General features: G+C 60.5%; 16 protein-coding genes. 8 read left to right on the top strand and 8 right to left on the bottom strand.

Annotation, left to right across the window (positions count from 1 at the left end):
- Positions 1–12 precede the first annotated feature (12 nt).
- The gene (locus FBY01_RS06025; protein ID WP_145306490.1) at positions 13–978 is read left to right on the top strand and encodes a GTP-binding protein; all 966 of its coding nucleotides are present in this window, start codon (positions 13–15) and stop codon (positions 976–978) included.
- On the opposite strand, the gene FBY01_RS06020 is transcribed toward FBY01_RS06025, so the two are convergent.
- The gene (locus FBY01_RS06020; protein WP_145306492.1) at positions 975–1,388 is read right to left on the bottom strand and encodes a DUF3301 domain-containing protein; all 414 of its coding nucleotides are present in this window, start codon (positions 1,386–1,388) and stop codon (positions 975–977) included. The two genes, FBY01_RS06025 and FBY01_RS06020, sit on opposite strands and share 4 nt — an antisense overlap.
- A gap of 118 nt (positions 1,389–1,506) precedes the next feature.
- Between FBY01_RS06020 and pdxY the strand changes: the two genes are divergently transcribed.
- Positions 1,507–2,379, top strand: coding sequence for a pyridoxal kinase PdxY (gene pdxY, locus FBY01_RS06015; protein WP_010465382.1), 873 nt, complete (start codon positions 1,507–1,509; stop codon positions 2,377–2,379).
- 51 nt (positions 2,380–2,430) lie between these two features.
- On the opposite strand, the gene FBY01_RS06010 is transcribed toward pdxY, so the two are convergent.
- Complete coding sequence (locus FBY01_RS06010; RefSeq protein WP_010465381.1) at positions 2,431–2,913, bottom strand: acyl-CoA thioesterase; 483 nt, start codon at positions 2,911–2,913, stop codon at positions 2,431–2,433.
- Between the two features lie 204 nt (positions 2,914–3,117).
- Here FBY01_RS06010 and FBY01_RS06005 point away from each other — a divergent pair, with 204 nt between their 5' ends.
- Positions 3,118–4,881 (top strand): cation:proton antiporter, encoded by a 1,764-nt coding sequence (locus FBY01_RS06005; RefSeq protein WP_145306494.1) that lies wholly within the window; start codon positions 3,118–3,120, stop codon positions 4,879–4,881.
- 21 nt (positions 4,882–4,902) lie between these two features.
- Here FBY01_RS06005 and FBY01_RS06000 read toward each other — a convergent pair whose 3' ends face one another.
- The 3 genes from FBY01_RS06000 to uvrD form a co-directional block, all read right to left on the bottom strand.
- Positions 4,903–5,310 carry an SMI1/KNR4 family protein gene (locus FBY01_RS06000; RefSeq protein ID WP_010465379.1) on the bottom strand — a complete coding sequence of 136 codons (408 nt, stop codon included), beginning with the start codon at positions 5,308–5,310 and terminating at the stop codon, positions 4,903–4,905.
- Between the two features lie 136 nt (positions 5,311–5,446).
- Entirely contained in the window at positions 5,447–6,319 is an 873-nt protein-coding gene (locus FBY01_RS05995) for a Tim44 domain-containing protein (protein ID WP_010465378.1), read from the bottom strand.
- 311 nt (positions 6,320–6,630) lie between these two features.
- Positions 6,631–8,814 (bottom strand): DNA helicase II, encoded by a 2,184-nt coding sequence (gene uvrD / locus FBY01_RS05990; protein ID WP_010465377.1) that lies wholly within the window; start codon positions 8,812–8,814, stop codon positions 6,631–6,633.
- Positions 8,815–9,072: 258 nt separating this feature from the next.
- Between uvrD and FBY01_RS05985 the strand changes: the two genes are divergently transcribed.
- From FBY01_RS05985 to FBY01_RS05975, 3 genes are all read left to right on the top strand, one after another.
- Positions 9,073–11,946: an EAL domain-containing protein gene (locus FBY01_RS05985; protein WP_010465376.1), complete on the top strand. Its 2,874-nt coding sequence runs from the start codon at positions 9,073–9,075 to the stop codon at positions 11,944–11,946.
- Between the two features lie 135 nt (positions 11,947–12,081).
- Complete coding sequence (gene hexR / locus FBY01_RS05980; protein ID WP_008027445.1) at positions 12,082–12,948, top strand: transcriptional regulator HexR; 867 nt, start codon at positions 12,082–12,084, stop codon at positions 12,946–12,948.
- A 251-nt stretch (positions 12,949–13,199) separates the two neighbouring features.
- On the top strand, positions 13,200–13,409 hold the full coding sequence (locus FBY01_RS05975; RefSeq protein WP_010465375.1) for a PA3496 family putative envelope integrity protein: 210 nt from the start codon (positions 13,200–13,202) through the stop codon (positions 13,407–13,409).
- Here FBY01_RS05975 and FBY01_RS05970 read toward each other — a convergent pair.
- On the bottom strand, positions 13,351–14,313 hold the full coding sequence (locus tag FBY01_RS05970; RefSeq protein WP_010465374.1) for a LysR family transcriptional regulator: 963 nt from the start codon (positions 14,311–14,313) through the stop codon (positions 13,351–13,353). The genes FBY01_RS05975 and FBY01_RS05970 overlap by 59 nt on opposite strands.
- Before the next feature lie 190 nt (positions 14,314–14,503).
- Between FBY01_RS05970 and FBY01_RS05965 the strand changes: the two genes are divergently transcribed.
- Together FBY01_RS05965 and oadA are read left to right on the top strand one after the other, a co-directional pair.
- Entirely contained in the window at positions 14,504–15,919 is a 1,416-nt protein-coding gene (locus FBY01_RS05965; RefSeq protein WP_010465373.1) for an acetyl-CoA carboxylase biotin carboxylase subunit, read from the top strand.
- Between the two features lie 11 nt (positions 15,920–15,930).
- Positions 15,931–17,739, top strand: coding sequence for a sodium-extruding oxaloacetate decarboxylase subunit alpha (oadA, locus tag FBY01_RS05960; RefSeq protein ID WP_010465372.1), 1,809 nt, complete (start codon positions 15,931–15,933; stop codon positions 17,737–17,739).
- Between the two features lie 134 nt (positions 17,740–17,873).
- On the opposite strand, the gene FBY01_RS05955 is transcribed toward oadA, so the two are convergent.
- A complete protein-coding gene (locus FBY01_RS05955) occupies positions 17,874–20,234 on the bottom strand; it encodes an autotransporter domain-containing protein (RefSeq protein WP_372241862.1) in 2,361 nt (786 codons plus the stop codon).
- 200 nt (positions 20,235–20,434) lie between these two features.
- On the bottom strand, positions 20,435–23,398 hold the full coding sequence (locus FBY01_RS05950; protein WP_145306498.1) for an autotransporter domain-containing protein: 2,964 nt from the start codon (positions 23,396–23,398) through the stop codon (positions 20,435–20,437).
- Positions 23,399–23,520 lie beyond the last annotated feature (122 nt).

Raw genomic sequence — 23,520 nt, 5'->3', positions numbered from 1 at the left:
AAAACATCGACCATGTTGCAGAACATTCCCACTCACGTCATTGCCGGCCCATTGGGCGCGGGCAAGACCAGTTTGATCAAGCACCTGCTGGCGCAGCGGCCAGCGAGCGAGCGCTGGGCGGTGCTGATCAATGAGTTCGGCCAGATCGGCCTCGATGCCGCGCTGCTGACCCGGGACGCCGATGGTATCGCACTGGGGGAAGTGGCCGGGGGCTGTTTGTGTTGCGTGAACGGTGCGCCGTTTCAGATCTGCCTCGGGCGGTTGCTGCGCAAGGCGCGGCCGGATCGGCTGTTCATCGAGCCATCAGGGTTGGGCCACCCGGCGCAGTTGCTCAAGCAATTGAGTGAAGCGCCGTGGCAAGGCGTACTGGCGGTACAACCTTGTGTACTGGTTTTGGATGCCCAGGCGCTCGCCGCTGGCAAACCATTGCCCGAGGCGCAACAGGAGGCGTTGAGCAGTGCCGGTTTGTTGGTGCTGAACAAGGCGGAAGGTCTCGACGTCAATGATCGCCAGCGAATCGCCGCGCAGCTGCCTGCTCGTCCTTTGTACTGGACGCAGCAAGCGCGCCTGCCGTTGAACGAATTACCGGGCCTTGGCGTTCAGGCGGAGGCGGGTGTGGATAACTTTATCGTGCCCAAGGGGTTGGCGCAGATGCCGGCCATCTGGACCGATCCTGCGCTGCCGATTTGCTTGAGTCAGGCGCAGGACGGGAGCTGGAGCGTCGGTTGGCGGTGGCATCCGACTCAGACCTTCGATGCGGCTCGCGTTGGCCAGTGGCTTGAAAGCTTTGCCTGGCGGCGGGCGAAGCTGGTCATCCACAGCGTCGACGGTTGGGTATCAGCGAATGCGCTGGATAACTCGCCGTTGGAATGGCAGCCGAGCGAATGGCGCCAGGATTCGAGGGTCGAATTGATTTTCGGTGAGCCGCAGGAAGTGGCTTCACTGCAAAAAGCGTTGGCCGACTGTCGGACCGGTTAAGGACGCCACTTGGTGTGTTCTTGCCGCCACTGGCTCAGCTCGATCACTTCCGCGCGAGGCTTCTCCACGTCGACCACAGCAGGCGTGTCGTCGAACGGCATTGGGTAAGGCGCCAGTTCGATCTGCGCGCTGTGGGCGCCGAACTGGGTGATGGTGCCGTTGTGGCGGGTTTCGCCGGTCACGGTGAACTCGAAGTTATACACACGAGCCAGGCGCCGCCGGTCGTTGGCGTCTTTGATGAACGCGATCTTTTTCAGCGCCACGTTACCGTCCAGCAACTCGATCCCGAGCTTGGTGCAATGCAGCTTGACCCTATCCAGCGCGCGCTCGCGCAAGCCGTGGTTGTGCCACAGCCATGCGCCGCCGGTGGCGAGCAGCATCAGCACGAAGATATTTCCGAGGGTCAGCATCAGCAAATTGCTCCAACAAGATAGTGCCAGCTTAACTGCGTCGCCGGTCTGTCGTACAGGCCGTGTTTCGTCGCATACTGCGCGGCTCGAATTTCAATCGTTTTACGGAACTCACCGCATGAAACGTACGCCCCATCTGCTCGCCATCCAGTCCCACGTGGTGTTCGGCCACGCTGGCAACAGCGCCGCGGTTTTCCCGATGCAGCGGGTCGGGGTGAATGTCTGGCCACTCAACACCGTGCAGTTCTCCAACCACACCCAATACGGCCAGTGGACCGGTGAGGTGCTGGCACCGCACCAGATCCCCGATCTGGTTGAAGGGATCGCGGCGATTGGCGAGCTGGGCAATTGCGATGCGGTGCTGTCCGGGTATCTCGGCAGTGCGGCTCAGGGCCGGGCGATCCTGACGGGTGTGGCGCGGATCAAGTCGATGAACCCCAAGGCGCTGTATTTGTGCGACCCGGTAATGGGCCATCCGGAGAAGGGCTGCAGCGTGCCGGCCGAAGTCAGCGATTTCCTGCTGGAAGAGGCGGCTTCGGTGGCGGACTTCATGTGCCCGAACCAATTGGAGCTGGACAGCTTCTCGGGGCGCAAGCCGCAGTCGCTGTTCGATTGCCTGGCGATGGCACGCGCCCTGTTGGCGCGCGGACCGAAGGCGGTGTTGGTCAAGCATCTGGACTATCCCGGCAAGCCGGCGGATGGCTTCGAGATGTTGTTGGTAACGGCGGAAGGCAGCTGGCACCTGCGTCGTCCGCTGCTGGCGTTTCCGCGTCAGCCGGTGGGTGTTGGTGACTTGACGTCGGGGCTGTTCCTGGCGCGTGTGCTGTTAGGCGACAGCCTGTTGGCGGCCTTCGAGTTCACGGCGGCGGCGGTGCATGAAGTGCTGCTGGAAACCCAGGCGTGTGCCAGCTATGAGCTGGAACTGGTGCGGGCGCAGGACCGGATTGCGCATCCGCGGGTGAAGTTCGAAGCAACCGCGATCAGCCTTTAAAAGCTTCGCGGGCAAGACTTGCCCGCGAAAGCGATCTAAAGCCTGAACACGTCAGGCATCGCCCTTGATTTCCTGATACCGCTTTTCCAGTTCCTGACGAATCTGCCGACGTTGCTGAGCCTGCATGAAGCGGCGCTTGTCTTCGCTGTTCTGCGGTTGCAGCGGCGGTACGGCAGCCGGTTTGCGGTCGTCATCCACTGCCACCATGGTGAAGAAGCAGCTGTTGGTGTGGCGAACCGAGCGCTCACGGATGTTTTCGGTCACCACCTTGATGCCCACTTCCATGGAAGTGTTGCCGGTGTAATTGACCGAGGCCAGGAAGGTCACCAGTTCACCGACATGAATCGGCTCGCGGAAAATCACCTGGTCCACCGACAAGGTCACCACGTAGCGGCCGGCGTAACGGCTGGCGCAGGCGTAGGCCACTTCGTCGAGGTATTTGAGCAGGGTACCGCCGTGAACATTGCCAGAGAAGTTGGCCATGTCAGGGGTCATCAATACCGTCATCGACAGCTGGGCGTTTCCGGGTTCCATAGCGTTCTCACGGGTCAAGGCAGAATGGCGGAAGGGCGGCACCTCTGCGGGTGCCTGGTCGGTTTTTTTCAAACCACAGTTATCGGGACGCCGGGCGGCTGCTCGCCGTCACGCCGGATCGATCTGTTTCCATATATTGCACCGCCTTTCTGGCGGAAGTCGCGGTGTTAACCTCCGGACGTCCACCTCAAGGAGCCCGACACCATGCATGCCATCAGTTTTATTCAGGATCTGGCAGTGATCATGTTGGTCGCAGGGGTGGTGACGGTGCTGTTCCACCGCTTCAAACAGCCGGTGGTGCTGGGTTATATCGTCGCCGGCTTCATCATCGGTCCGCACACGCCGCCGTTCGGCCTGATCCATGACGAAGAAACCATCAAGACCCTCGCGGAACTCGGGGTGATTTTCCTGATGTTCTGCCTGGGCCTGGAGTTCAGCCTGCGCAAGCTGTTCAAGGTCGGTGCCACGGCATTCATCGCGGCGTTCCTCGAAATCGTGCTGATGATCTGGATCGGCTACGAAATCGGCCAATGGTTTGACTGGAACACCATGGATTCGCTGTTCCTCGGCGCGATCCTGGCGATTTCCTCAACCACCATCATCGTCAAGGCGCTCAACGACCTGAAGATGAAGAACGAGCGCTTTGCCCAGCTGATCTTCGGTGTGCTGATTGTCGAGGACATCCTCGGTATCGGCATCATTGCCTTGCTGTCGAGCATCGCGGTCAGCGGCACGGTCAGTTCTGGCGAAGTGTTTTCCACGGTGGGCAAGCTCTCGCTGTTCATGATCGTGGCACTGGTCATTGGCATCTTGCTGGTGCCGCGATTACTGGCCTATGTGGCGAAGTTCGAAAGCAATGAAATGCTGCTGATCACTGTGCTGGGCCTGTGTTTCGGCTTCTGCCTGCTGGTGGTCAAGCTTGAATACAGCATGGTCCTGGGCGCGTTCCTGATTGGGGCGATCATGGCCGAGTCACGGCAGTTGCTGAAGATCGAGCGCTTGATCGAGCCGGTTCGCGACCTGTTCAGTGCAATCTTCTTTGTGGCGATCGGGTTGATGCTCGATCCGATGATCCTGCTGCAATACGCCTGGCCAATTGCAGTGATTACCGTGGCCGTTGTGCTCGGCAAAATGCTTTCCTGCGGCCTCGGGGCCTTTATCGCCGGCAATGACGGACGCACCTCACTGCGCGTGGGGATGGGGCTTTCGCAGATTGGCGAATTCTCCTTCATCATCGCTGCGCTGGGCATGACGCTGCAGGTCACCAGCAACTTCCTCTACCCGGTCGCCGTGGCAGTCTCGGTGATTACCACGTTGCTGACGCCGTATCTGATCCGCGCGGCTGATCCGCTGTCGATCAAGCTTGCCGCGGTGATGCCGCAGCGGCTGGCGCGAGTGTTGGGGATGTACGGCGAGTGGCTGCGCAGCATTCAGCCTCAGGGCGAGGGCGCGCTGCTGGCGTCGATGATCCGGCGGATTCTGTTGCAGGTCGGGGTCAATCTGGCGCTGGTGATTGCGATCTTTTTTTCCGGCGCGTATTTCGCCGAACGCATGTCCGTGTACCTGCAAGCGTGGATCAGCGATCCGAGCTGGCAGAAAGCGTTGATCTGGGGCGGGGCGTTGCTGTTGTCGCTGCCGTTTCTGATCGCCGCTTATCGTAAGCTCAAGGCGCTGTCGATGCTGTTGGCGGAGATGGGCGTGAAGCCGGGGATGGCAGGGCGCCACACGCAGCGAGTGCGCCGGGTAATCGCCGAAGTGATCCCGATCCTCTCGCTGCTGGTGATCTTCCTGCTGCTGGCAGCCTTGTCGGCCAGTATTTTGCCGACCAACAAGTTGCTGGTACTGATCGTCGTGGTGGCCGCCGGGGTGGCAGCACTGCTCTGGCGCTGGTTCATCCGCGTGCACACGCGGATGCAGGTGGCGTTGCTCGAAACACTGGACAACCACAAGGAGTCGTCCGGGCATTGACCACGCGGCGCGTCAGACGACTCAGCTTTCCAGCCAGACGTCCCGCGCCCAGTGCCAAACCGATTCCCAGGTTTCTTCGGCGACCAGCTCTTCTTCGGCCAACCACAGCACCACGGTGCCGTCTTCTTCGACCAAGTAGTAATTGTCGCCGTCCTGGCAGATCGGGATCATGCTGCGATCAACACCCGCATCCCAGGCGTTGGCAGCAACGTCTGGCAGGTAGGTGTGGGATTGCGGGTCGGTGACGGTCACCGGCTCCAGGCTGCCGTAGACAACGTCGCTGACAGTCAGCAAAAACTCTCTGAAGACGAAGGGAATGTCGATGAACAGTTGTTCCTCGATTTCCACGATCTGGTCTTCGTCAGGCAATTCCAAGGGGACCGGTACCGGTTCGTTGGCTTCACGCAGTTGTTCGATGATTTCTTCCACGTCCGGGATCCTCTTGCTTGATGGCGCGGTTTAGTTGGGGCGGTTTATACAGTAGCTCGCTACAGATGCAACTGCGAAATAGAAAACCCCGGCCGAGGCCGGGGTTTCTATTACAGCATGCGTAACGCGGAGGGGATCAGCCGTTCTGGCGGATACCGGCCACCAGCCAAGGCTGGTTTTCGCCCTGCGGACGTTCCATGTTCCAGCTTTCGCTGAACACTTCGCCCTGGTCGAAACGCGAAGTCTTCGACACACCGGTAAAGGTCAGGGTGGCGATGGTCTTGTCGGCACGATCATCCACGCCGTCCAGTTGAACATTGAGGTTATCAATGTAGGTGGACTGGAAACCTTCGCCGAGGTCGGCACGTTCACGCTTGAGGAACTCCAGCAATTGCGGGGTCACGAACTCGGCGATCTTGTCCATTTCGTTGGAGTCCCAGTGTTGCTGCAGGGACTGGAAGTGGTTGCGGGCCGCTTCAATGAAGTTCTGTTCATTGAACCAGGCTGGCGCGTTGATTACCGGACGAGCGGCAGCAGGTGCCGCCGAGCCGCCGAAGATCGAACCCATGCCGGCTGGCTTCTGCTCGAACACTTCACGTTGCATCGGCGCGCCAGCTGGAGCCAGATGCTCCTGTTGCTTGCGACGACGAGCGGCGATGAAGCGGAAGATCAGGAACGCAATGACAGCCATGATCAGGATGTCGAAGATCTGCATGCCCTGAAAGCCGTCGCCCATGAACATGGAGGCCAGCAGGCCACCGGCAGCGATGCCGGCCAGAGGGCCGAGCCAGCGCGAAGCTCCGCCGGCCTTGGCGGCAGCGCCAGCGGCACCGGCCGCGCCCGCAGTGGCAGCAGCACCACCGGCGGCAGAAGAAGGAGCCATTTGGCTGGTCTGGTGAGTCGGCGCAGCGCCGGAGCTCTTGCCGCCACCAAAGCGCTTGGCGTTGGCGTCGAGGCTCATCGTCAGGCCGATGCACAACGCCATGGCGATGCTAAGAAAACGTTTCATAAAGGGAATTCCCATTTGTGGATGGCACGCGCGCCATGTTGCACAGCTGAAGTGTTACTGGCTAGCGGCAGAGTGTTTCGGGCTTTTGCCTGACAGGTTGCGTTCAGCTTCGGTCAGCGCAATCGGGCCTGTTAACCTTGGTCTGTAGGACGAGGAGATAAGTTCTGTAGGAATGCCCGTAGCGGGTGCGGCGCAGATAGATCGTTCCCACGCTCTGGGTGGTAATGCCGCCATGGACGCTCTGCGTCCACTGTGACGCGGAGCGTCACGGGATGCATTCCCACGCCGAGCGTGGGAACGATCATGGGCGCCTAAATAGCTTCCAGCTTGGCGTAACCGAGCATCAGCCACTTGCTGCCTTCGCTGAAGTTCACCTGCACCCGGGCCTGGGCTCCGGCGCCCTCGAAGTTCAGGATCACGCCGTCGCCAAACACCGAATGCCGCACGGCCTGACCGAGGCTGAACCCGGTGTCCGGAATCTCGCTGCCGCCAAACAGGCTGCTGGAGCTCTGTTGCTGACCACCGCCGAACGGACGGCTGACGCTGTTGGACAGCCGCACCTCCTGGATCAGGCCTTTTGGCACTTCGCGCACGAAACGCGACACCTTGTTGTAGGTCTCGCTGCCGTACAGGCGTCGGGTTTCCGCGTAGGTCATCACCAGGTTCTGCATCGCCCGTGTAATGCCGACGTAAGCCAGACGGCGCTCCTCTTCAAGACGCCCCGGCTCTTCCAGGCTCATCTTGTGCGGGAACAGGCCTTCTTCCATGCCCACGAGGAACACGTAAGGGAATTCCAGGCCCTTGGCGCTGTGCAAGGTCATCAGCTGAATGCTGTCTTCGTGCTCGTCGGCCTGGGTATCACCGGCCTCCAGCGACGCGTGGCCGAGGAACGCCGCCAATGGCGTCAGGTCTTCATCTTCTTCAGCGTTTTCGAAGTTGCGCGCGGCGCTGACCAGTTCCTCAAGGTTCTCTACCCGGGCCTGGCCTTTCTCGCCTTTTTCCGCTTCGTGGTAGGCAATCAGCCCCGACTGTTCGATAACCGTCTGGGTCATCAGGTGCAGCGGCATTTCCATGCACTTGGCGGCAAGGTTCTCGATCAGCTCGATAAATGCGCCGAGCGCGCCAGCGGCACGCCCGGTCAGGCCTTTATTGGCGACCAGCAAGCGCATGGCTTCCCACATCGATACGTCACTGTGGCGCGCATGGTCGCGAATCGCTTCAACGGTTTTCTCGCCGATGCCACGGGCCGGAACGTTGATGACCCGCTCCAGCGCCGCATCGTTGCCGCGACCTTCCAGCAAACGCAGGTAGGCCATGGCGTTCTTGATTTCGGCGCGCTCGAAGAAGCGCTGCCCACCATAGATGCGGTACGGAATGCGCTCGCGCAGTAACGCTTCTTCCAAAACGCGCGATTGGGCGTTGGAGCGGTACAAAATCGCGATATCGCTACGGGCCAAGCCGGTTTTCAGCGCGCTTTCGATGGTTTCCACCACGTAGCGTGCTTCGTCGTGCTCGTTGAACGCGGCGTACAGATTGATCGCTTCGCCTTCGCCGCCATCGGTCCACAGTTCTTTACCCATGCGCCCGGTGTTGTTGGCGATCAGGGCGTTGGCAGCCTTGAGAATCCCGGCGGTGGAGCGGTAGTTTTGCTCCAGACGAATGGTCTCGGCATCCGGGAAATCGTCGGAATACTGATAAATGTTCTCGATTTTCGCGCCGCGCCAGCCGTAGATCGACTGATCGTCGTCGCCCACCACCATCAAACTGTCGCCGCCCTTGGCCAGCAGACGCAACCAGGCGTACTGAACGGCGTTGGTGTCCTGGAACTCGTCCACCAGAATGTGCCGGAAGCGCTTCTGGTAATGGGCCAGCAGGCCCGGGTGATCGCGCCACAGGTCGAGGGCACGCAGCAGCAATTCGGAGAAGTCGATAACACCGGCGCGCAGGCAAGCGGCCTCGTAGGCCTCATAAATGCTGCGCATGGTCGCCAGGAACAGGTCGCCGCTGGCTTGAATGTGTTGTGGGCGCAGACCTTCGTCTTTCTGCCCGTTGATAAACCACTGAGCCTGGCGGGCCGGCCAGCGTTGCTCGTCCAGCCCCAGCTCGCGGATCACCCGCTTGACCAGCCGTTGCTGGTCGTCGCTGTCGAGAATCTGGAAGGTCTGGCTCAGGCCGGCTTCCTGCCAGTGCGCCCGCAGCAAGCGGTGCGCCAGGCCGTGGAAGGTGCCGACCCACATGCCGGCCGGGTTGATACCCATCAGCTGCTCGATGCGATGACGCATCTCGGCAGCGGCCTTATTGGTGAAGGTCACCGACAGGATCGAGTGGGGCGAGGCGTTCTCGACCTGGATCAACCAGGCGATACGGTGCACTAGCACTCGGGTTTTACCGGAACCAGCACCGGCCAGGACCAACTGACGACCCACGGAGGCAGCTACGGCCTGGCGTTGGGCATCGTTGAGGGAGTTCAGCAGAAGGGAGAGATCATCGCGCATCGGGGCATTCTAGGGTGCGCCGTCACACCGGGCAAACCGAGCTTTGCATTAGCCGATGAAAGAAGCACGAATGACGACCGGTCAGTCACTGGCTGCAAGCGTTGGCGGGGCTCGCTCCAAGGGTTTTCAGGCGGCGGCGGGGGGCTGAAATTTTGTCGATTTTATGATCCGGGGCAGTTTGGTAAGGGCATCGGCTTGTGTATGCTCCGTCCACGTTTCGGGCTCATGCTCACCATTATAAGAACAAGAACATTGCCTATGACCCTCAGCTCCGACCTGTCGGGCCCTTCTGTGGAGCCCCGGGTTATCCGCAAACAGTACGCCATGGAAATGGCGGTCGAGCGCACGCGCCTGCTCTACCAGGGCTCGCTGCTGCCTACGCTGTTCATGCTGATCAACGGGCTGGTCTGTGCCGCACTGCTCTGGAGTCCGCAGCGCTACTTCATCGTCAGCGTCTGGCTGATCTGGCTTCTATCGCTGGTGGCCCTGCGGGTGATTCAAGTCGCGGCCTTCGATTCGGCCATTCCCAATCGCCAGGCTCATCCGGTCTGGCGTCGCATGTTCCTGCTGGGCTCCGCCATGACAGGCCTGACCCTGGCCGGTGCCGGCATCGCTCTGGTTCCCGCTGATAATTTCATGCAGCAAGCCTGGGTATTCGGCCTGATCGGCGCCGCCGCCCTGTCGGCCAGCGTTGCGTATGCGGTCAGCCTGCCGGCATTCCTGTCCTTTACCTTGCCCTGCCTGTTGCCGGCCATCGCCTATCTCTTCTGGGGGGGAGATGAACAAGGCCAGGGTTGGGGCTGGTTCGGGCTGATTTTATTGGGCGCGTTGAGCGTGGTGGCCTGGCAGGTCAACAGGTTGATCGACAGCGGCTTGCTACGGCGCTTTCAGAATCAGGCCCTGATCGAGCATCTGCAGCAGGCGCAGAGCTGCGGCGACCAGCTCAATCACGAGTTGGCCAAAGAGATTGATCATCGCCGGTGCGCCGAAGACAAGTTGCGCGAAGCCCAGGTCGAGCTGGAAAACCGGGTCGCCCAGCGCAGCCTCGAACTGGACGCGGCCAACCAGGCCCTGAGCAAGAGCGAAGCGCGACTGGCGCTGGCGTTGAAGGCCAGTGAACTCGGGCTGTGGGACTGGAACCTGCAAACTGACGAAGTCCATCACACCCAACTTCAAGAGTTGTTCGGCCTGGAACCGGAATTCGTCACCGCGATGCTCAGCCACCTCAAGCCTCGCCTTCATCCCGAAGACTTGCCGTCGCTGCGTCGTGCGCTGGTCGAGCATTTGAAAGGCCGCAGCGAGGATTACCAGATCGAATACCGGGTGCGGCACGGCGACGGTCACTGGGTCTGGATCGAGGACCGTGGACGAGCGGTCGAGCGCAGCGAAAATGGTCGGGTGATCCGCATGGTCGGCACCCGCCGCGACATCAGCGCGAGCAAGGGCCAGGAAGAACAGCGCCAACTGGCGGCGACGGTGTTTGAGGCGGCCAGCGAAGGCATCGTGATTTTCGACCCCAATTACGCGCTGATCGCGGTCAATCAGGCTTTCAGCCGGGTCACCGGCTACGACATCGACGACATGATCGGGCGCAACGTCGTCGAGTTGCCGTGCAGCCGCGATGCGCGCAGGCACTACGGCGCGATCCATCATGCGCTGGAACAGCACGGCACGTGGCAGGGCGAGCTGGTGGAAACCCGCAAAAACGGCGAGCTCTATCCACAGTGGCTGCAACTCAACGCTGTTCGGGATGCTCGGGGAAAGGTGAGCCATATTGTCGGCTTCTTCGCCGATCTATCCGCTCGACGGGAATCCGAAGAGCGCATGCGCTATCTGACCCATTACGATGAACTCACGGGCCTGGCCAACCGTTCGCTGTTCCGCGAACGGCTGCGCGAGGCTCATCAGCGGGTGCGTCAGGGTGGGCGTCGCAGCCTGGCACTGCTGCATATCAACCTGGATCGTTTCAAGCTGCTCAATGACAGCCTTGGCCATGAAGTCGCTGACCAGTTGCTGCAGAAAATGGCCCGACGGCTGGTCAACGCATTGCCCGAGGCGGACACCATCGCGCGGCTTTCCGGTGACGAATTTGCGGTGATATTCGATGCCTACGGCAACCTGTCGAGCCTGGCGCGCGTGGCGACCCGGTTGTCGACCAAACTGCGTTTGCCGATCACCGTCGATGGCCATGAACTGGTGGTCAGCGCCTCGATGGGCATCAGCATGTTGCCGGACACCGCCAGGGAAATTTCCGCGCTGGTCAGCCAGTCGAACATTGCCATGCAGCACGCCAAACACTTGGGCGGCAACAACTTCCAGTTCTACACCGAGAGCTTGCAGGCCAGCACCCTTGAGCGATTGCAGCTTGAAAATCAGCTGCGCAAAGCGATCGAAGAGAAGCAGCTGCAAGTCTATTACCAGCCGAAACTATGCCTCGCCACCGGGCGCCTGAACGCTGCCGAAGCGTTGGTGCGCTGGGATCATCCGACCATGGGGCGTGTGCCACCCGCTGAATTTATCGGTCTGGCGGAGGAAACCGGGCTGATCGGTCCGATCGGCGAGTTCGTGTTGCGCCAAGCCTGTTGGCAGGCCTGCGAATGGCAACGGCAGGGGCTTGAGCCGATTCGCGTGTCGGTCAATTTGTCGGTGCATCAATTGCGCCAGGGCAAGTTGGTCAGCCTGGTGCGGCAGGTACTGGAAGAAACCGGCCTGGCGCCGCACTACCTGGAGCTCGAACTCACCGAAAGCCAGTTGCTGGACAGCGTCGAGCACATCATCGCGACGTTCCAGCAGCTGCGGGATCTGGGCGTGAAACTGGCGATCGACGATTTCGGCACGGGCTATTCGTCTCTGAGTTATCTCAAGCGCATTCCCGTGGATTACGTGAAGATCGATCAGGCGTTTATCCGCGGTCTGGGGCAGGGCAGCGAGGACGCAGCGATCACCCGGGCGATCATCGCCATGGCGCATGGCTTGTCGCTGAAAGTGGTGGCTGAAGGTGTGGAGCGCGCAGAGCAGCTGGAATTCTTGAAAGCCGAGCGCTGCGATGAAGTGCAGGGTTACCTGATCAGCCGTCCAGTCGAGGCCGATGACCTGGCGGCGCTTTTAGGTGAGGACGCAAAACCCTTGTAAGTGCTACATCAAGCGTATGTGGCGTGGAATGGGGACATCGAGTTACGCATTGAGCAGGCAAAAAGCCGATTCATGTAGTATAACTACAAGCTTGCTACATCCCCGGCCCCTGCCAATAACAAAGAGTCCAGACCTTTGAATCTGCTGCAACACATCGCCCAGTCACGCCACCTCTTACGCAAGTCGGAGCTCAAGGTCGCCGACCACGTGCTGCTTGATCCGGCGGCGGTGATGCACAGCTCCATGGCCGACCTGGCCCATAGCGTGGGCATCAGTGAGCCGACCATCGTGCGCTTCTGCCGCGCCATCGGTTGTTCCGGTTTCCAGGACTTGAAACTCAAGCTCGCGCAGAGCCTTGCGGCAGGTGCGAGTTTTGGTCAGTTTGCGATCCATGAAGACGATTCGGTCGCGGACTACAGCCTGAAAATCTTCGACACCACCCTGCACACCTTGATGGAGGTTCGCGAGAAGCTCGATCCGGTGGAATTGCAGAGGGCTGTGTCGCTGATGTCCCAGGCCCAACGCGTCGAGTTCTACGGCTTTGGCGCGTCGGGCGCGGTGGCGGCGGATGCCCAGCACAAATTCTTCCGTTTGCTGCTGACTGCGGCGGCGTATTCCGATCCGCACATGCAGGCGATGTCTGCGGTCACCTTGAAACCGACCGATGTGGCGATCTGTATTTCCCAGTCCGGGCGTTCCAAGGATTTGTTGATCACCGCTAACCTGGTGCGCGAGAGCGGCGCCTCGTTGATCACGTTGTGCCCGAGCCAGACGCCGTTGGCCGAGCTGTCGACCGTCAACCTGGCGATTGATGTGCATGAAGACACTGAAATCTACACGCCGCTGACCTCGCGTATCGCTCACCTGGTGGTGATCGACGTATTGGCGATGGGCGTGGCCATGGCGCGCGGGCCGAGCCTGGTCAACCACCTCAAAAGCGTCAAACGCAGTCTGCGCAGCTTGCGGCTGTCGCCCAAATCAGTGAAAGCCCTCGACGACTGATAATGGCTGGAATTGTGGCGAGGGAGCTTGCTCCCGCTGGGCTGCGGAGCGGCCCGAAACCATTCACAGCGATGTTCTGACCAATCGCATCAGGCTCATTACGACGGCTGTGCAGCCGGGCGGTAGCAAGCTCCCTCGCCACCGGTTCGCGGTCAGTCTGCGAGTTTCATCGTTCTGTAACCCACCCGCCGCCAAACCGTCATCCCTCGCGCCTATCTTGAAACTCCCGTAATCGCCTTGGGAGACTCGAAATGGCCCAGCCCTACGAAGAACGCAACAGCGCCGTCAAAACCCGTCGCCAGCAAGAAGACCAGCGCCGCATGGAATTTCGCCGCGCCATCGAAGATCGCTGCGAGCGCCGCCAGTTGCTGGCCGAGATCGGCGATTTTTCTGATCTGGAACTCAACTACTGGCAGGCAGCTCCCGCAACTTCCCGTCGAAACGCTCAACCAGGGCGCTAATCTGCACCCGTTCGCTGCGGATAAACGCAAGGAATGCGTGGGCCACCGGCGACAGCCGTTTGGCCTTGGCCTGCACCAGGCACCAGCTGCGGTACAGCGGCAGTTCTTCGACCGGTAACTCGATCAATCCGCCGGTCGCCAACTCAAGGTTCAGGGCGTGGCGCGTCAACAGCGCGACGCCCAGACCCGCCAGCACACATTCACGCTGGGCTTCGGCCGATGAGACCTCCTGCGTCTGGTTGAAGTGCACGCGCTTCTCTTTGAAATACTCTTCGCACGCCATACGCGTTCCAGAGCCGGGCTCGCGCAGCAGCAGGGTGTAAGGCTCGAGGTCTTGCAAGCGCAGCGGCCCCATGTGGCACAGCGGATGGTCCGGCGGCGCGACGGCAACGATCGGGTTGTTGAGGAACGGCAGAAACTCCAGCCCCATGTCCTGCGGCACCATGGACATGATCACCAGGTCGTCGCGGTTATCAGACAGTCGACGGATCACCTGCCCTCGGTTGACCACCGTCAGTTGCAGATTCACTTCCGGATGCTGACGCTTGAACGCAGCAAACAAGTGCGGGACGAAATACTTGGCGCTGGATTCCACCGCCAGTTTCAGCTGTCCCTGCAACGATCCCTGCATGTCCGACAGCTGCATATCGAGGTTTTCCAGGCGCCCGAAAATGTCTCGACTGGCACGCTGTAGTGCTTCGGCGGCTTCCGTCATGTAGAGTTTTTTGCCGACGTAATCGAACAAAGGCTGACCAATCAGCTCCTCAAGCTGACGAATCTGCAAGCTGACGGCCGGTTGGGTGAGGGACATTTCATCGGCTGCCCGGCTGTACGACCTCAAATCACAGACCTCATTGAAGATCTGCAATTGACGCAATGTCATACGCATCAATGACTTACGCATTTTATAAGCACTCTCGCCACAAGCTGATGGATCAACTATAAGTCTTTACTTATGGCTAACCCAATTATTAATCATTTTTGTTAATCCCTTGTGGGGGCTAGTGTGGGGCTGCGACTAAGTCGAAACATTTAGTCACGCGTCGACCTGGTCTAGCAGGTCGTGGGTACCACCGGCTCAAGGGAACCTCCAAGTGATAAAAAAGATCCTGATCGCCAACCGTGGTGAGATTGCCGTACGAATCGTGCGTGCCTGCGCCGAGATGGGCATTCGCTCGGTCGCGATCTATTCCGACGCCGACCGCCATGCCTTGCATGTGAAGCGTGCGGATGAGGCCCACAGCATCGGTGCCGAGCCATTGGCCGGTTACCTGAATGCGCGCAAGCTGGTGAATCTGGCGGTCGAAACCGGTTGTGATGCCCTGCATCCCGGCTACGGTTTCCTGTCGGAAAACGCTGAACTGGCGGACATTTGCGCCGAGCGCGGCATCAAGTTCATCGGCCCATCGGCTGAAGTGATTCGCCGCATGGGCGACAAGACTGAAGCCCGTCGCAGCATGATCAAGGCAGGCGTACCCGTCACCCCGGGGACCGAAGGCAACGTCGCGGACATCGCCGAAGCCCTGGTCGAAGGCGACCGCATCGGTTATCCGGTCATGCTCAAGGCCACGTCCGGTGGTGGTGGCCGGGGTATTCGTCGTTGCGACAGCCGTGAAGAACTCGAACAAGCCTTCCCGCGCGTCATTTCCGAAGCCACCAAGGCCTTCGGTTCGGCGGAAGTGTTCCTGGAAAAATGCATCGTCAACCCGAAACACATCGAAGCGCAGATCCTCGGCGACAGCTTTGGCAACGTGGTGCACCTGTTCGAGCGTGATTGCTCGATCCAGCGCCGTAACCAGAAGCTCATCGAAATCGCGCCAAGCCCGCAATTGACCCCGGAACAGCGCGCCTACATCGGCGACCTGTCTGTGCGCGCAGCCAAGGCCGTGGGCTACGAGAACGCTGGCACCGTGGAGTTCCTGCTCGCCGAGGGCGAGGTGTACTTCATGGAGATGAACACCCGGGTGCAGGTGGAACACACCATCACCGAAGAAATCACCGGGATCGACATCGTCCGTGAGCAGATCCGCATTGCGTCCGGCCTGCCGCTGTCGGTGAAACAGGAAGACATCCAGCACCGCGGTTTCGCGCTGCAATTCCGGATCAACGCCGAAGACCCGAAAAACAACTTCCTGCCGAGCTTCGGCAAGATCACCCGTTACTACGCGCCCGGCGGCCCCGGCGTGCGCACCGACACGGCCATCTACACCGGCTACACCATTCCGCCGTTCTACGACTCCATGTGCCTGAAACTGGTGGTGTGGGCGTTGACTTGGGAAGAAGCAATGGACCGTGGCTTGCGCGCCCTCGACGACATGCGTCTGCAAGGGGTCAAGACCACCGCCGCGTACTACCAGGAAATCCTGCGTAACCCTGAATTCCGTAGCGGCCAGTTCAATACCAGCTTCGTTGATAGCCACCCTGAACTGACCAACTACTCGATCAAGCGCAAACCCGAAGAGCTGGCCCTGGCCATCGCCGCCGCCATCGCCGCCCACGCAGGCCTGTGAGGAATATAAGAATGAGCAAGAAGATCTTTGTAACCGACACCATCCTGCGCGACGCCCACCAATCGCTGCTCGCCACCCGCATGCGCACCGAAGACATGCTGCCGATCTGCGACAAGCTCGACAAAGTCGGCTACTGGTCGCTGGAATGCTGGGGCGGCGCGACTTTCGACGCTTGCGTACGCTTCCTCAAAGAAGACCCGTGGGAGCGTCTGCGCCAACTGCGCGCCGCGCTGCCTAACACGCGCCTGCAAATGCTCCTGCGTGGCCAGAACCTGCTGGGCTACCGCCATTACAGCGACGATGTGGTCCGGGCTTTCGTCGCCAAGGCTGCGGTCAACGGCATCGACGTATTCCGCATCTTCGATGCCATGAATGATGTGCGTAACCTGCGCGTCGCCATCGAAGCCGTAAAAGCGGCCGGCAAACATGCCCAAGGCACCATCGCGTACACCACCAGCCCGGTGCACACCATTGACGCGTTCGTGGCTCAAGCCAAGCAAATGGAAGCCATGGGTTGCGACTCGGTGGCGATCAAGGACATGGCCGGTTTGCTGACGCCATACGCCACCGGCGAACTGGTCAAGGCGTTGAAATCCGAGCAATCGCTGCCGGTGTTCATCCACTCCCACGACACCGCTGGCCTCGCCACGATGTGCCAACTCAAGGCCATCGAAAACGGTGCCGACCACATCGACACCGCGATCTCCAGCTTCGCTTCGGGCACCAGCCACCCAGGCACCGAGTCGATGGTCGCCGCCCTTAAAGGCAGCGAGTTCGACACCGGTTTGAACCTGGAGCTGCTGCAAGAGATCGGTCTGTATTTCTACGCCGTGCGCAAGAAATACCACCAGTTCGAAAGCGAGTTCACCGCAGTCGATACCCGTGTGCAAGTCAACCAGGTACCGGGCGGGATGATCTCCAACCTGGCCAACCAGCTGAAAGAGCAGGGGGCCCTGAACCGCATGGCCGAGGTGCTGGCCGAAATCCCGCGAGTTCGTGAAGACCTTGGTTTCCCGCCGCTGGTGACCCCGACCTCGCAAATCGTTGGCACCCAGGCGTTCTTCAACGTGCTGGCCGGCGAGCGCTACAAGACCATCACCAACGAAGTGAAGCTCTACCTGCAAGGCGGCTACGGCAAGGCGCCGGGCACTGTGAACGAGAAACTGCGTCGTCAGGCGATTGGTAGCGAAGACGTGATCGACGTGCGTCCGGCCGATTTGCTGAAGCCGGAAATGACCAAGCTGCGTGCCGAGATCGGTGCCGTGGCCAAGTCTGAAGAAGACGTGCTGACTTACGCCATGTTCCCGGACATCGGCCGCAAATTCCTCGAAGAACGCGCGGCCGGCACCCTGACGCCAGAAGTGCTGCTGCCGATTCCTGAAGCCGGCGGTGTGACCTCGGCCGGTGGTGAAGGCGTGCCGACCGAGTTCGTCATCGACGTCCACGGCGAAACCTACCGCGTCGACATTACCGGTGTTGGCGTCAAGGCTGAAGGCAAGCGTCATTTCTATCTGTCGATCGACGGCATGCCGGAAGAAGTGGTGTTCGAACCGCTCAACGAATTCGTCAGCGGCGGCAACAGCAAGCGCAAGCAAGCCACAGCTCCGGGCCACGTCAGCACCACCATGCCGGGCAACATCGTCGACGTGCTGGTCAAGGAAGGCGATACCGTGAAGGCCGGCCAGGCCGTGCTGATCACCGAAGCGATGAAGATGGAAACCGAAGTCCAGGCGGCCATCGCCGGTAAAGTCACCGCCATCCATGTGGCGAAGGGCGACCGGGTGAACCCGGGCGAAATCCTGATCGAGATCGAAGGCTGAGATAACAGCCTCGATACACCGTTTTAAACCTCGGGGGGGCATGTGCTCCCCTTTTTTTTGCCCGCAGTTTCGCGTTTGAACATGTGGGAGCGAGCCAGCTCGCTCCCACTGGGACTGGGTGAATCAATGGTTGATCAGAACGCCATCCGCCACTGGCCCATTACGCCGTGATTGCGGCTGTCAGTGCCGATCTCGCCGTTAAGGCCGACCCCCAACGTATGTTTCGCTGACAAGCCAAGGTCCAGACCTGTATCAACCAGCAAGCTGTCACGGTCCAGCGGCGCACCGGAAACGGTGAAGTTCTTTCCGCCCGTTGCCAGTCGCTGACGGGTGTCGATATCCCCGTAGGTGTGTTTCCAGCCGGCACTGAACCTCGGGGTCAGTTGCATGCCGTTATCCAGGGTGTTGATCTTCGCCAGTCGCAGGCCGAACGTGCTGTTGAGGTTGTTCTGGGTCTGGCCGTGGACTTTCAACGCTGCCGCGCCACCTTTTTCCGTGTAACCGTCGCGCTGATAGCGTTGGTAGCCAAGGCTGGCAAAGGGTTCGATGCTGACATTGGCTCGACCCAGGTTGTAACCCACTTCCGCGAAGGCCTGCTGGGTGCTGGCAGCATAACGGCCTTCGGGGCGGTCGCTGAAACCGTTGAAGGCAACCCGACGTTTAGTGCTGGCGTCGTGATTGCTGTAGGTCGCGCCCAGACGCAGCGACATGGGGCCGCTCTGGCGCAGGGCATAGGCGCCCAAGTGCCAGCTGTCGAGATCGCCGTCTAGTTCGCGGCTGTCCAGGCGAGTCTCAGACTTGCCGCCCATCACACCGACACGCCATTCCTCATCGACACCCCAATCTGCGCCCAGAACGAGGCCTTTGGTCGACGTTTGCAGAGCGTAGTGGTCGCGATCCAGCGTTCCACCGTGTCCCAAGGCTTGCAGCCAGACCCTGCCGTTTTCCGGGCTGCCGGCGGCGAGTCGTGGCGAGTTGGAACGGTTGCCGCGTGGGTTGTACGCGCTGGCGCGGTCCAGTTGGCGCATGGTCGAGAGCAAGGAGGCGCTGACAGGGCTGTCGCTGTTGAGGGTTGCCTTGGCGAGGTTGGCATTGCTGTCACCGGCCAGTTGCTCAAGAGCGTAGGTGGCAGTGGATTTGTCGGTGGTGAGCAGGGCGGTGACGGCCGCATTGGACGCGCTTGTTTTAGCCGTCGGCTCGGCCACGCTTTGGCCAAACGCTCGAGCATTGTCGTCTGCGGCGAAATCCTCTATCGGTACTTCATTGCGAGCGTAGTTGAGCACCACATCAGTCTTGGAGTAAGACAGCTTCGGCGTCATGTACGCCAGATTGCTCGTGACGCTACCGAATTTGCCTTCCACCAGGCCGGCTTTCAGCACTGTGTAATCACTGCTGTCGGGATAGTTGCCCGGCAGTGCAGCAACCTCCAGTGAGGCATTTTCAAGCGCTGCAATACCTTCGACGATGATGGTGGGAGGCTTGCCGGTAGCCGTTACGCCGTAGGAGAGCGTGGCACCCTCTGTGAATATCAGGTCTCCTTTGATGCGTGGAGCGCCAAGCCGCTCGCTGACCTGCAATGTACCGTCTACATAAAGATTGCGTACTTCACCTTGGCCACCGTAGCGCCCCCCTTCGCGAACAATGGCATCACCCGCGATGCTGCCCATGTTGAACAGCGTTGCGCCGTCCAATACCTCGGCTCCGCGGTCGAAGTCGTCTTTACCCGTCAAAGACCAAGCGCCTTGCGCGACTCGCAACCCGGAAAAGTTACTGGTTTTGTCGAGTACGCCGCCCTCGGGGGAGTCGAGCAGTATTGCGTTTTTCCCACCACCGCCCTGAATTTCTCCTGCAAAGCTGACACCGCTACCGATGATAAGAAGGTCATCTCCCATCCCCAGTGTCAGTGAGACGCCGTCGATGCTTTCGTACCGCCCTGCTGCAGTGGTGCGCTTGACGCCATCGGCATTTGAGAATTCGTCGAACGTCATCGGTAAATCGTTATCTACCGTTTCGAGCGGGACATCATTGTTCCCGGGTAACTCGTAAAGAGGCTCTGCTGGATCGATGGGTTCCGTGGTAGCGGCTACAGGTGGAGCAGGATTCGCTGGCACCTCAGCCGAAACCGGGCCGGGTTCGCCTTCCAGTGTTGCGGGCGATGGCGGTGGGAGCGAATCGTCGGCAGTTTCGGGAAAGTCGTAAAGGTGCGCTGCGAGATCTACAGGTTCCGGGGCAGCCGAATCAGTTGGCGGCTGAATTACCGGTTCTTGGGGCTTTAGTGAAGCGGGTTTGACGGCATGCTGCATCGGACCAATGAAGTTCCTGATCGCCAAAAGATCATCACTTTTTCGCCAAGCGGTTGTTCGAGCTTTTTTGTCGGGCGCTTCGACAGCCGCATCAATCTCTGGTTGCTGAGCCATCGATACATCGATGCAGCCAAGGGAGAGGGCGATCGCCAGGGCGAGTCGATGCGGGCGATAAGTGGACGGCGTGGGCATTGAATTTGACCTTGTTTTTGAGAAGGTCAAACTCTAGGAGGGAGCGCTGGTCCTTGAATGCCGGGCGTTTCCGGCATTTTTGAAGGGCCATGGAAATTCGGTTGTAGCAAAAATCCTACTCCGCAGATTACGTGTGCATTGGCCTTCACACGGCGGAGTATTTGCCTACAACCTTTCCGGACTGGTCTGTTTTTTACGGATCAGAAACTCATCTGCCACTGCCCAATCACCCCATGATTGCGGCTGTTGCTCCCCATCTCTCCGCTGTACCCAATCCCCACCGAATGCCGCGCCGAAATGCCCAGGTCCAGCCCGGCTTCCAGCACCAGACTGTCACGGTCCAGTGAACTGCCATCAACGCTGAACGCCGTTCCCCCGACCACAAAAGCCTGACGCGTCGAGTTACTGACATCGCCATAGGTGTGCTTCCAGCCTGCGGTCATACGGGGCGTCAGGCTCATGCCGTTCTCCAGCGAACTCAGGTGCGCCAGGCGCAGGCCGAAGGTGCTGCTGAAGTTGTCCTGGGTTTGTTTGTCGACTTGAAGTGCGGCGGCGCCGCCTTTTTCCTGGTAGCGGTCGCGGTGATAACGCTGGTAGCCGAGGTTGGCAAACGGCTCGGCACTGAGTCGACCGCTGCCCATTGCGTAGCCCAGTTCGGCGAAGGCCTGCTGGCTGTCGGCGTCGTAATCGCCTTTTGGGCGGTCGCTGAAGCCGTTGAAGGCCACCGTGCGTTTGCTTTCACCCTGATGACCGCTGTACGCGGCGCCGAGGCGCAAAGCGAAGGGACCGCTTTGGCGCAAGGCATAGACGCCGGCGTGCCAGCTCTCGACACTGCCATCGACTCCCGTGGCATCCAGATCTGTTTTCGAATAACCGCCCAGAACACCCAATCGCCATTGTGGATTGAGCGCCCAGTCGGCCCCGAGCACGCTGCCTTTGGTGCGCTGCTCCAGGCCGCTGCTGCCATGCTCGCCATCGAGCTTGCCGTAGCCGCCGATGGCTTGCAGCCATAGTCGGCCTTGGGCGTTCGGGTCATTGAGGTTGCGGGCTTCAGAGGGAACGCCAGCGGCGGCGAGTACTGGGGTGTCGCGCTGATCCAGGCCGACCAGCAATCCTGGCCCACCGCCCATTTGCTGCATCGCCGACAGCATGCTGCTGCCGATCTGGCTGCTGGCGCTGAGGGTGGCGCTGGTCAGGTTGGCATTGCTGGCGCCGGCGAGTTGCTCGATCGCCGCGCCGGCCGTGGCGCTGGTGGTGTTCAGCAGTGCGTTGTAGAGCGCGTTGTTTTTGCCCATCGAGGCCAGGCTGTTGGCGGCGTTGCTGCCGTTACCCGTGACCGCGAACTGGTTGAAGGCGACATCGTTGCGCGTGTAGGTCAGGTCGACTTGTGTCGGGGTGTAAGCGAGGGTCGGCGTGATGAACGCATAGTCGCTGGTGACCTTGCCGAAGGTGCCGTTGATGCTCGCGGCTTGCAGGACGGTGTAGTGGCTCTGCCACGGATAAGTGCCGCTGCCAGGGTTCACCGCCAGGGTTGAGCCGTTCAGGTTGGCTAAGCCTCCGACCTGGATCGACGCGCTGCTGCCATCGGCATTGACGCCGTAGGCAAGGGTCGCGCCGCTGCCCATGGTCAAGTCGTGGCTGATGGTTGCTGTGCCGAGTTGAGTGTTGGTCCGTAACGTCCCGTTGACCAGCAAGTTGCCGACCGAACCACCACCTGCATATACACCGCCCGCATCGACGGTCAAAGTGCCAGCGATGCCGCCTTGGTTGATCAGCGTTGCACCATTGCGCACCGCGCCGCCGTCGCTGAAATCACCGCTGCCGGTCAGCGTCCAGGCCCCGTGCTTGACCTCCAGCCATTCGAAGTTGCGACTCGCACCGAAATGGCCGCCCGCCGCGTCGTCCATCACCACGTGGTCGTCACCGCTGCCGCCGTCGACCATGCCGACGAAGCGGCTGCCATTGCGCACTGTCAGGTTGTCGTTGCCGCCACCCAAATCCAGCGCCAGGCCATTGCTGCCGCTGATCGTGCCGCCGTTGATCACGCTGTCATCGAACCCGCCGACGAACTTCACGCCGAATCCGTCGAGGCCCTGAATGGTGCCGAAGTTTTCCAGCGTGGTCGCGGCCACGCCCGAACCGCCGCTGCCGTCGTCCACCAAAATGGCGCTGTTGGCGCCGCTGATCAGCGCCCCGCTGGCGTTCAACACATAGCCGCCACCCAACGCGATGCCTTCGCTGCCGTTGGCGAACCCCCCCTTGTCGACACCGCCGGCACCGACACCTTGAATGGTGCCGTAGTTTTCGATGTGGGCGAGCTTGTCGATGTCCACGCCATCACCGTCGCCATTGGGTTGCAGGCCCGAATAAGCACCGGTAATCGTGCCGTGGTTGATGACGGTGCCGTCGCCATCGGAGCCGAAGCCCGAGCCATTGCGGCCGGTGATTTGACCGTAGTTGGTGAGTGTCGCGCCCAGGTCAGTGGTGATGCCATGGCGGCCACCGGAAATGCTGCCGTAGTTGGTCACCGTCACGCCGGTCGCGGTGTCGATGTCGATACCGTCGAATTTGTTGTCAGCGATTCGAGCGTCGCCGGTAGAGATCTCGCCATAGTTGGTGATTATCGCGTTGGCGCCGGTCTTCATGCCATCGCTGGCGTCCCCGCGAATCAACCCGCCTGCGCGGTTGATGATCGTCGTTTTGACCCCGGCACTGCGCAGCGCATCCAGGTCCAGCCCTTGGCCGGTGGTCGAGCGGATAATGCCGCTGTTGTCGATCAGCAAGCTGCCGCTGGCGAAGTTGCTGTCGATGCGCAACGCGTCGTTGAAACCGAGAATCTGCCCACCCGCGCGGTTATAAATGCTGTAGTTGCGTGCCTGGGTCAGGTCACCGCTGCTGTCGATCGCCCGGCCGCCGGTCGAGATGATCCTGCCCGAGTTATCGATCACCACACCCACGCCGCTGGTGCTGTCTTTCAGGCTCACTGCCTTGCCAGCGTTGGTGATGCTGCCCGGCGCTAAAATCGTCAGCGTGTCTGCGCCGCCCAGGGTTTGTGCAGCGGTGGTCGGCGTGTCGATCTGCACATTCTTGAAGGGTGCGGCGTGGGCGCCGGTGCTGATCAACAACGCGATGCTGAGTGCCAGGCGCTGGGGGGAGAAGGGCATGTGAGACGGCCTTTTTGTTATAAGCGGGCCGTCTTGTATAGCGGAGGGTTTTTACAGAATGATGTCTGCGCGCCCCCCTGTATCTGCATTATTTTGCGTTCTAAAACGGCTAATCGTGATCT

Origin of the sequence: Pseudomonas sp. SJZ077, from assembly GCF_007993905.1 — a bacterium.
GTDB lineage: Bacteria > Pseudomonadota > Gammaproteobacteria > Pseudomonadales > Pseudomonadaceae > Aquipseudomonas > Aquipseudomonas mandelii.
The sequence above is the reverse complement of the archived record's forward strand: the minus strand, read 5'-3'. Positions and strand labels throughout refer to the sequence as shown.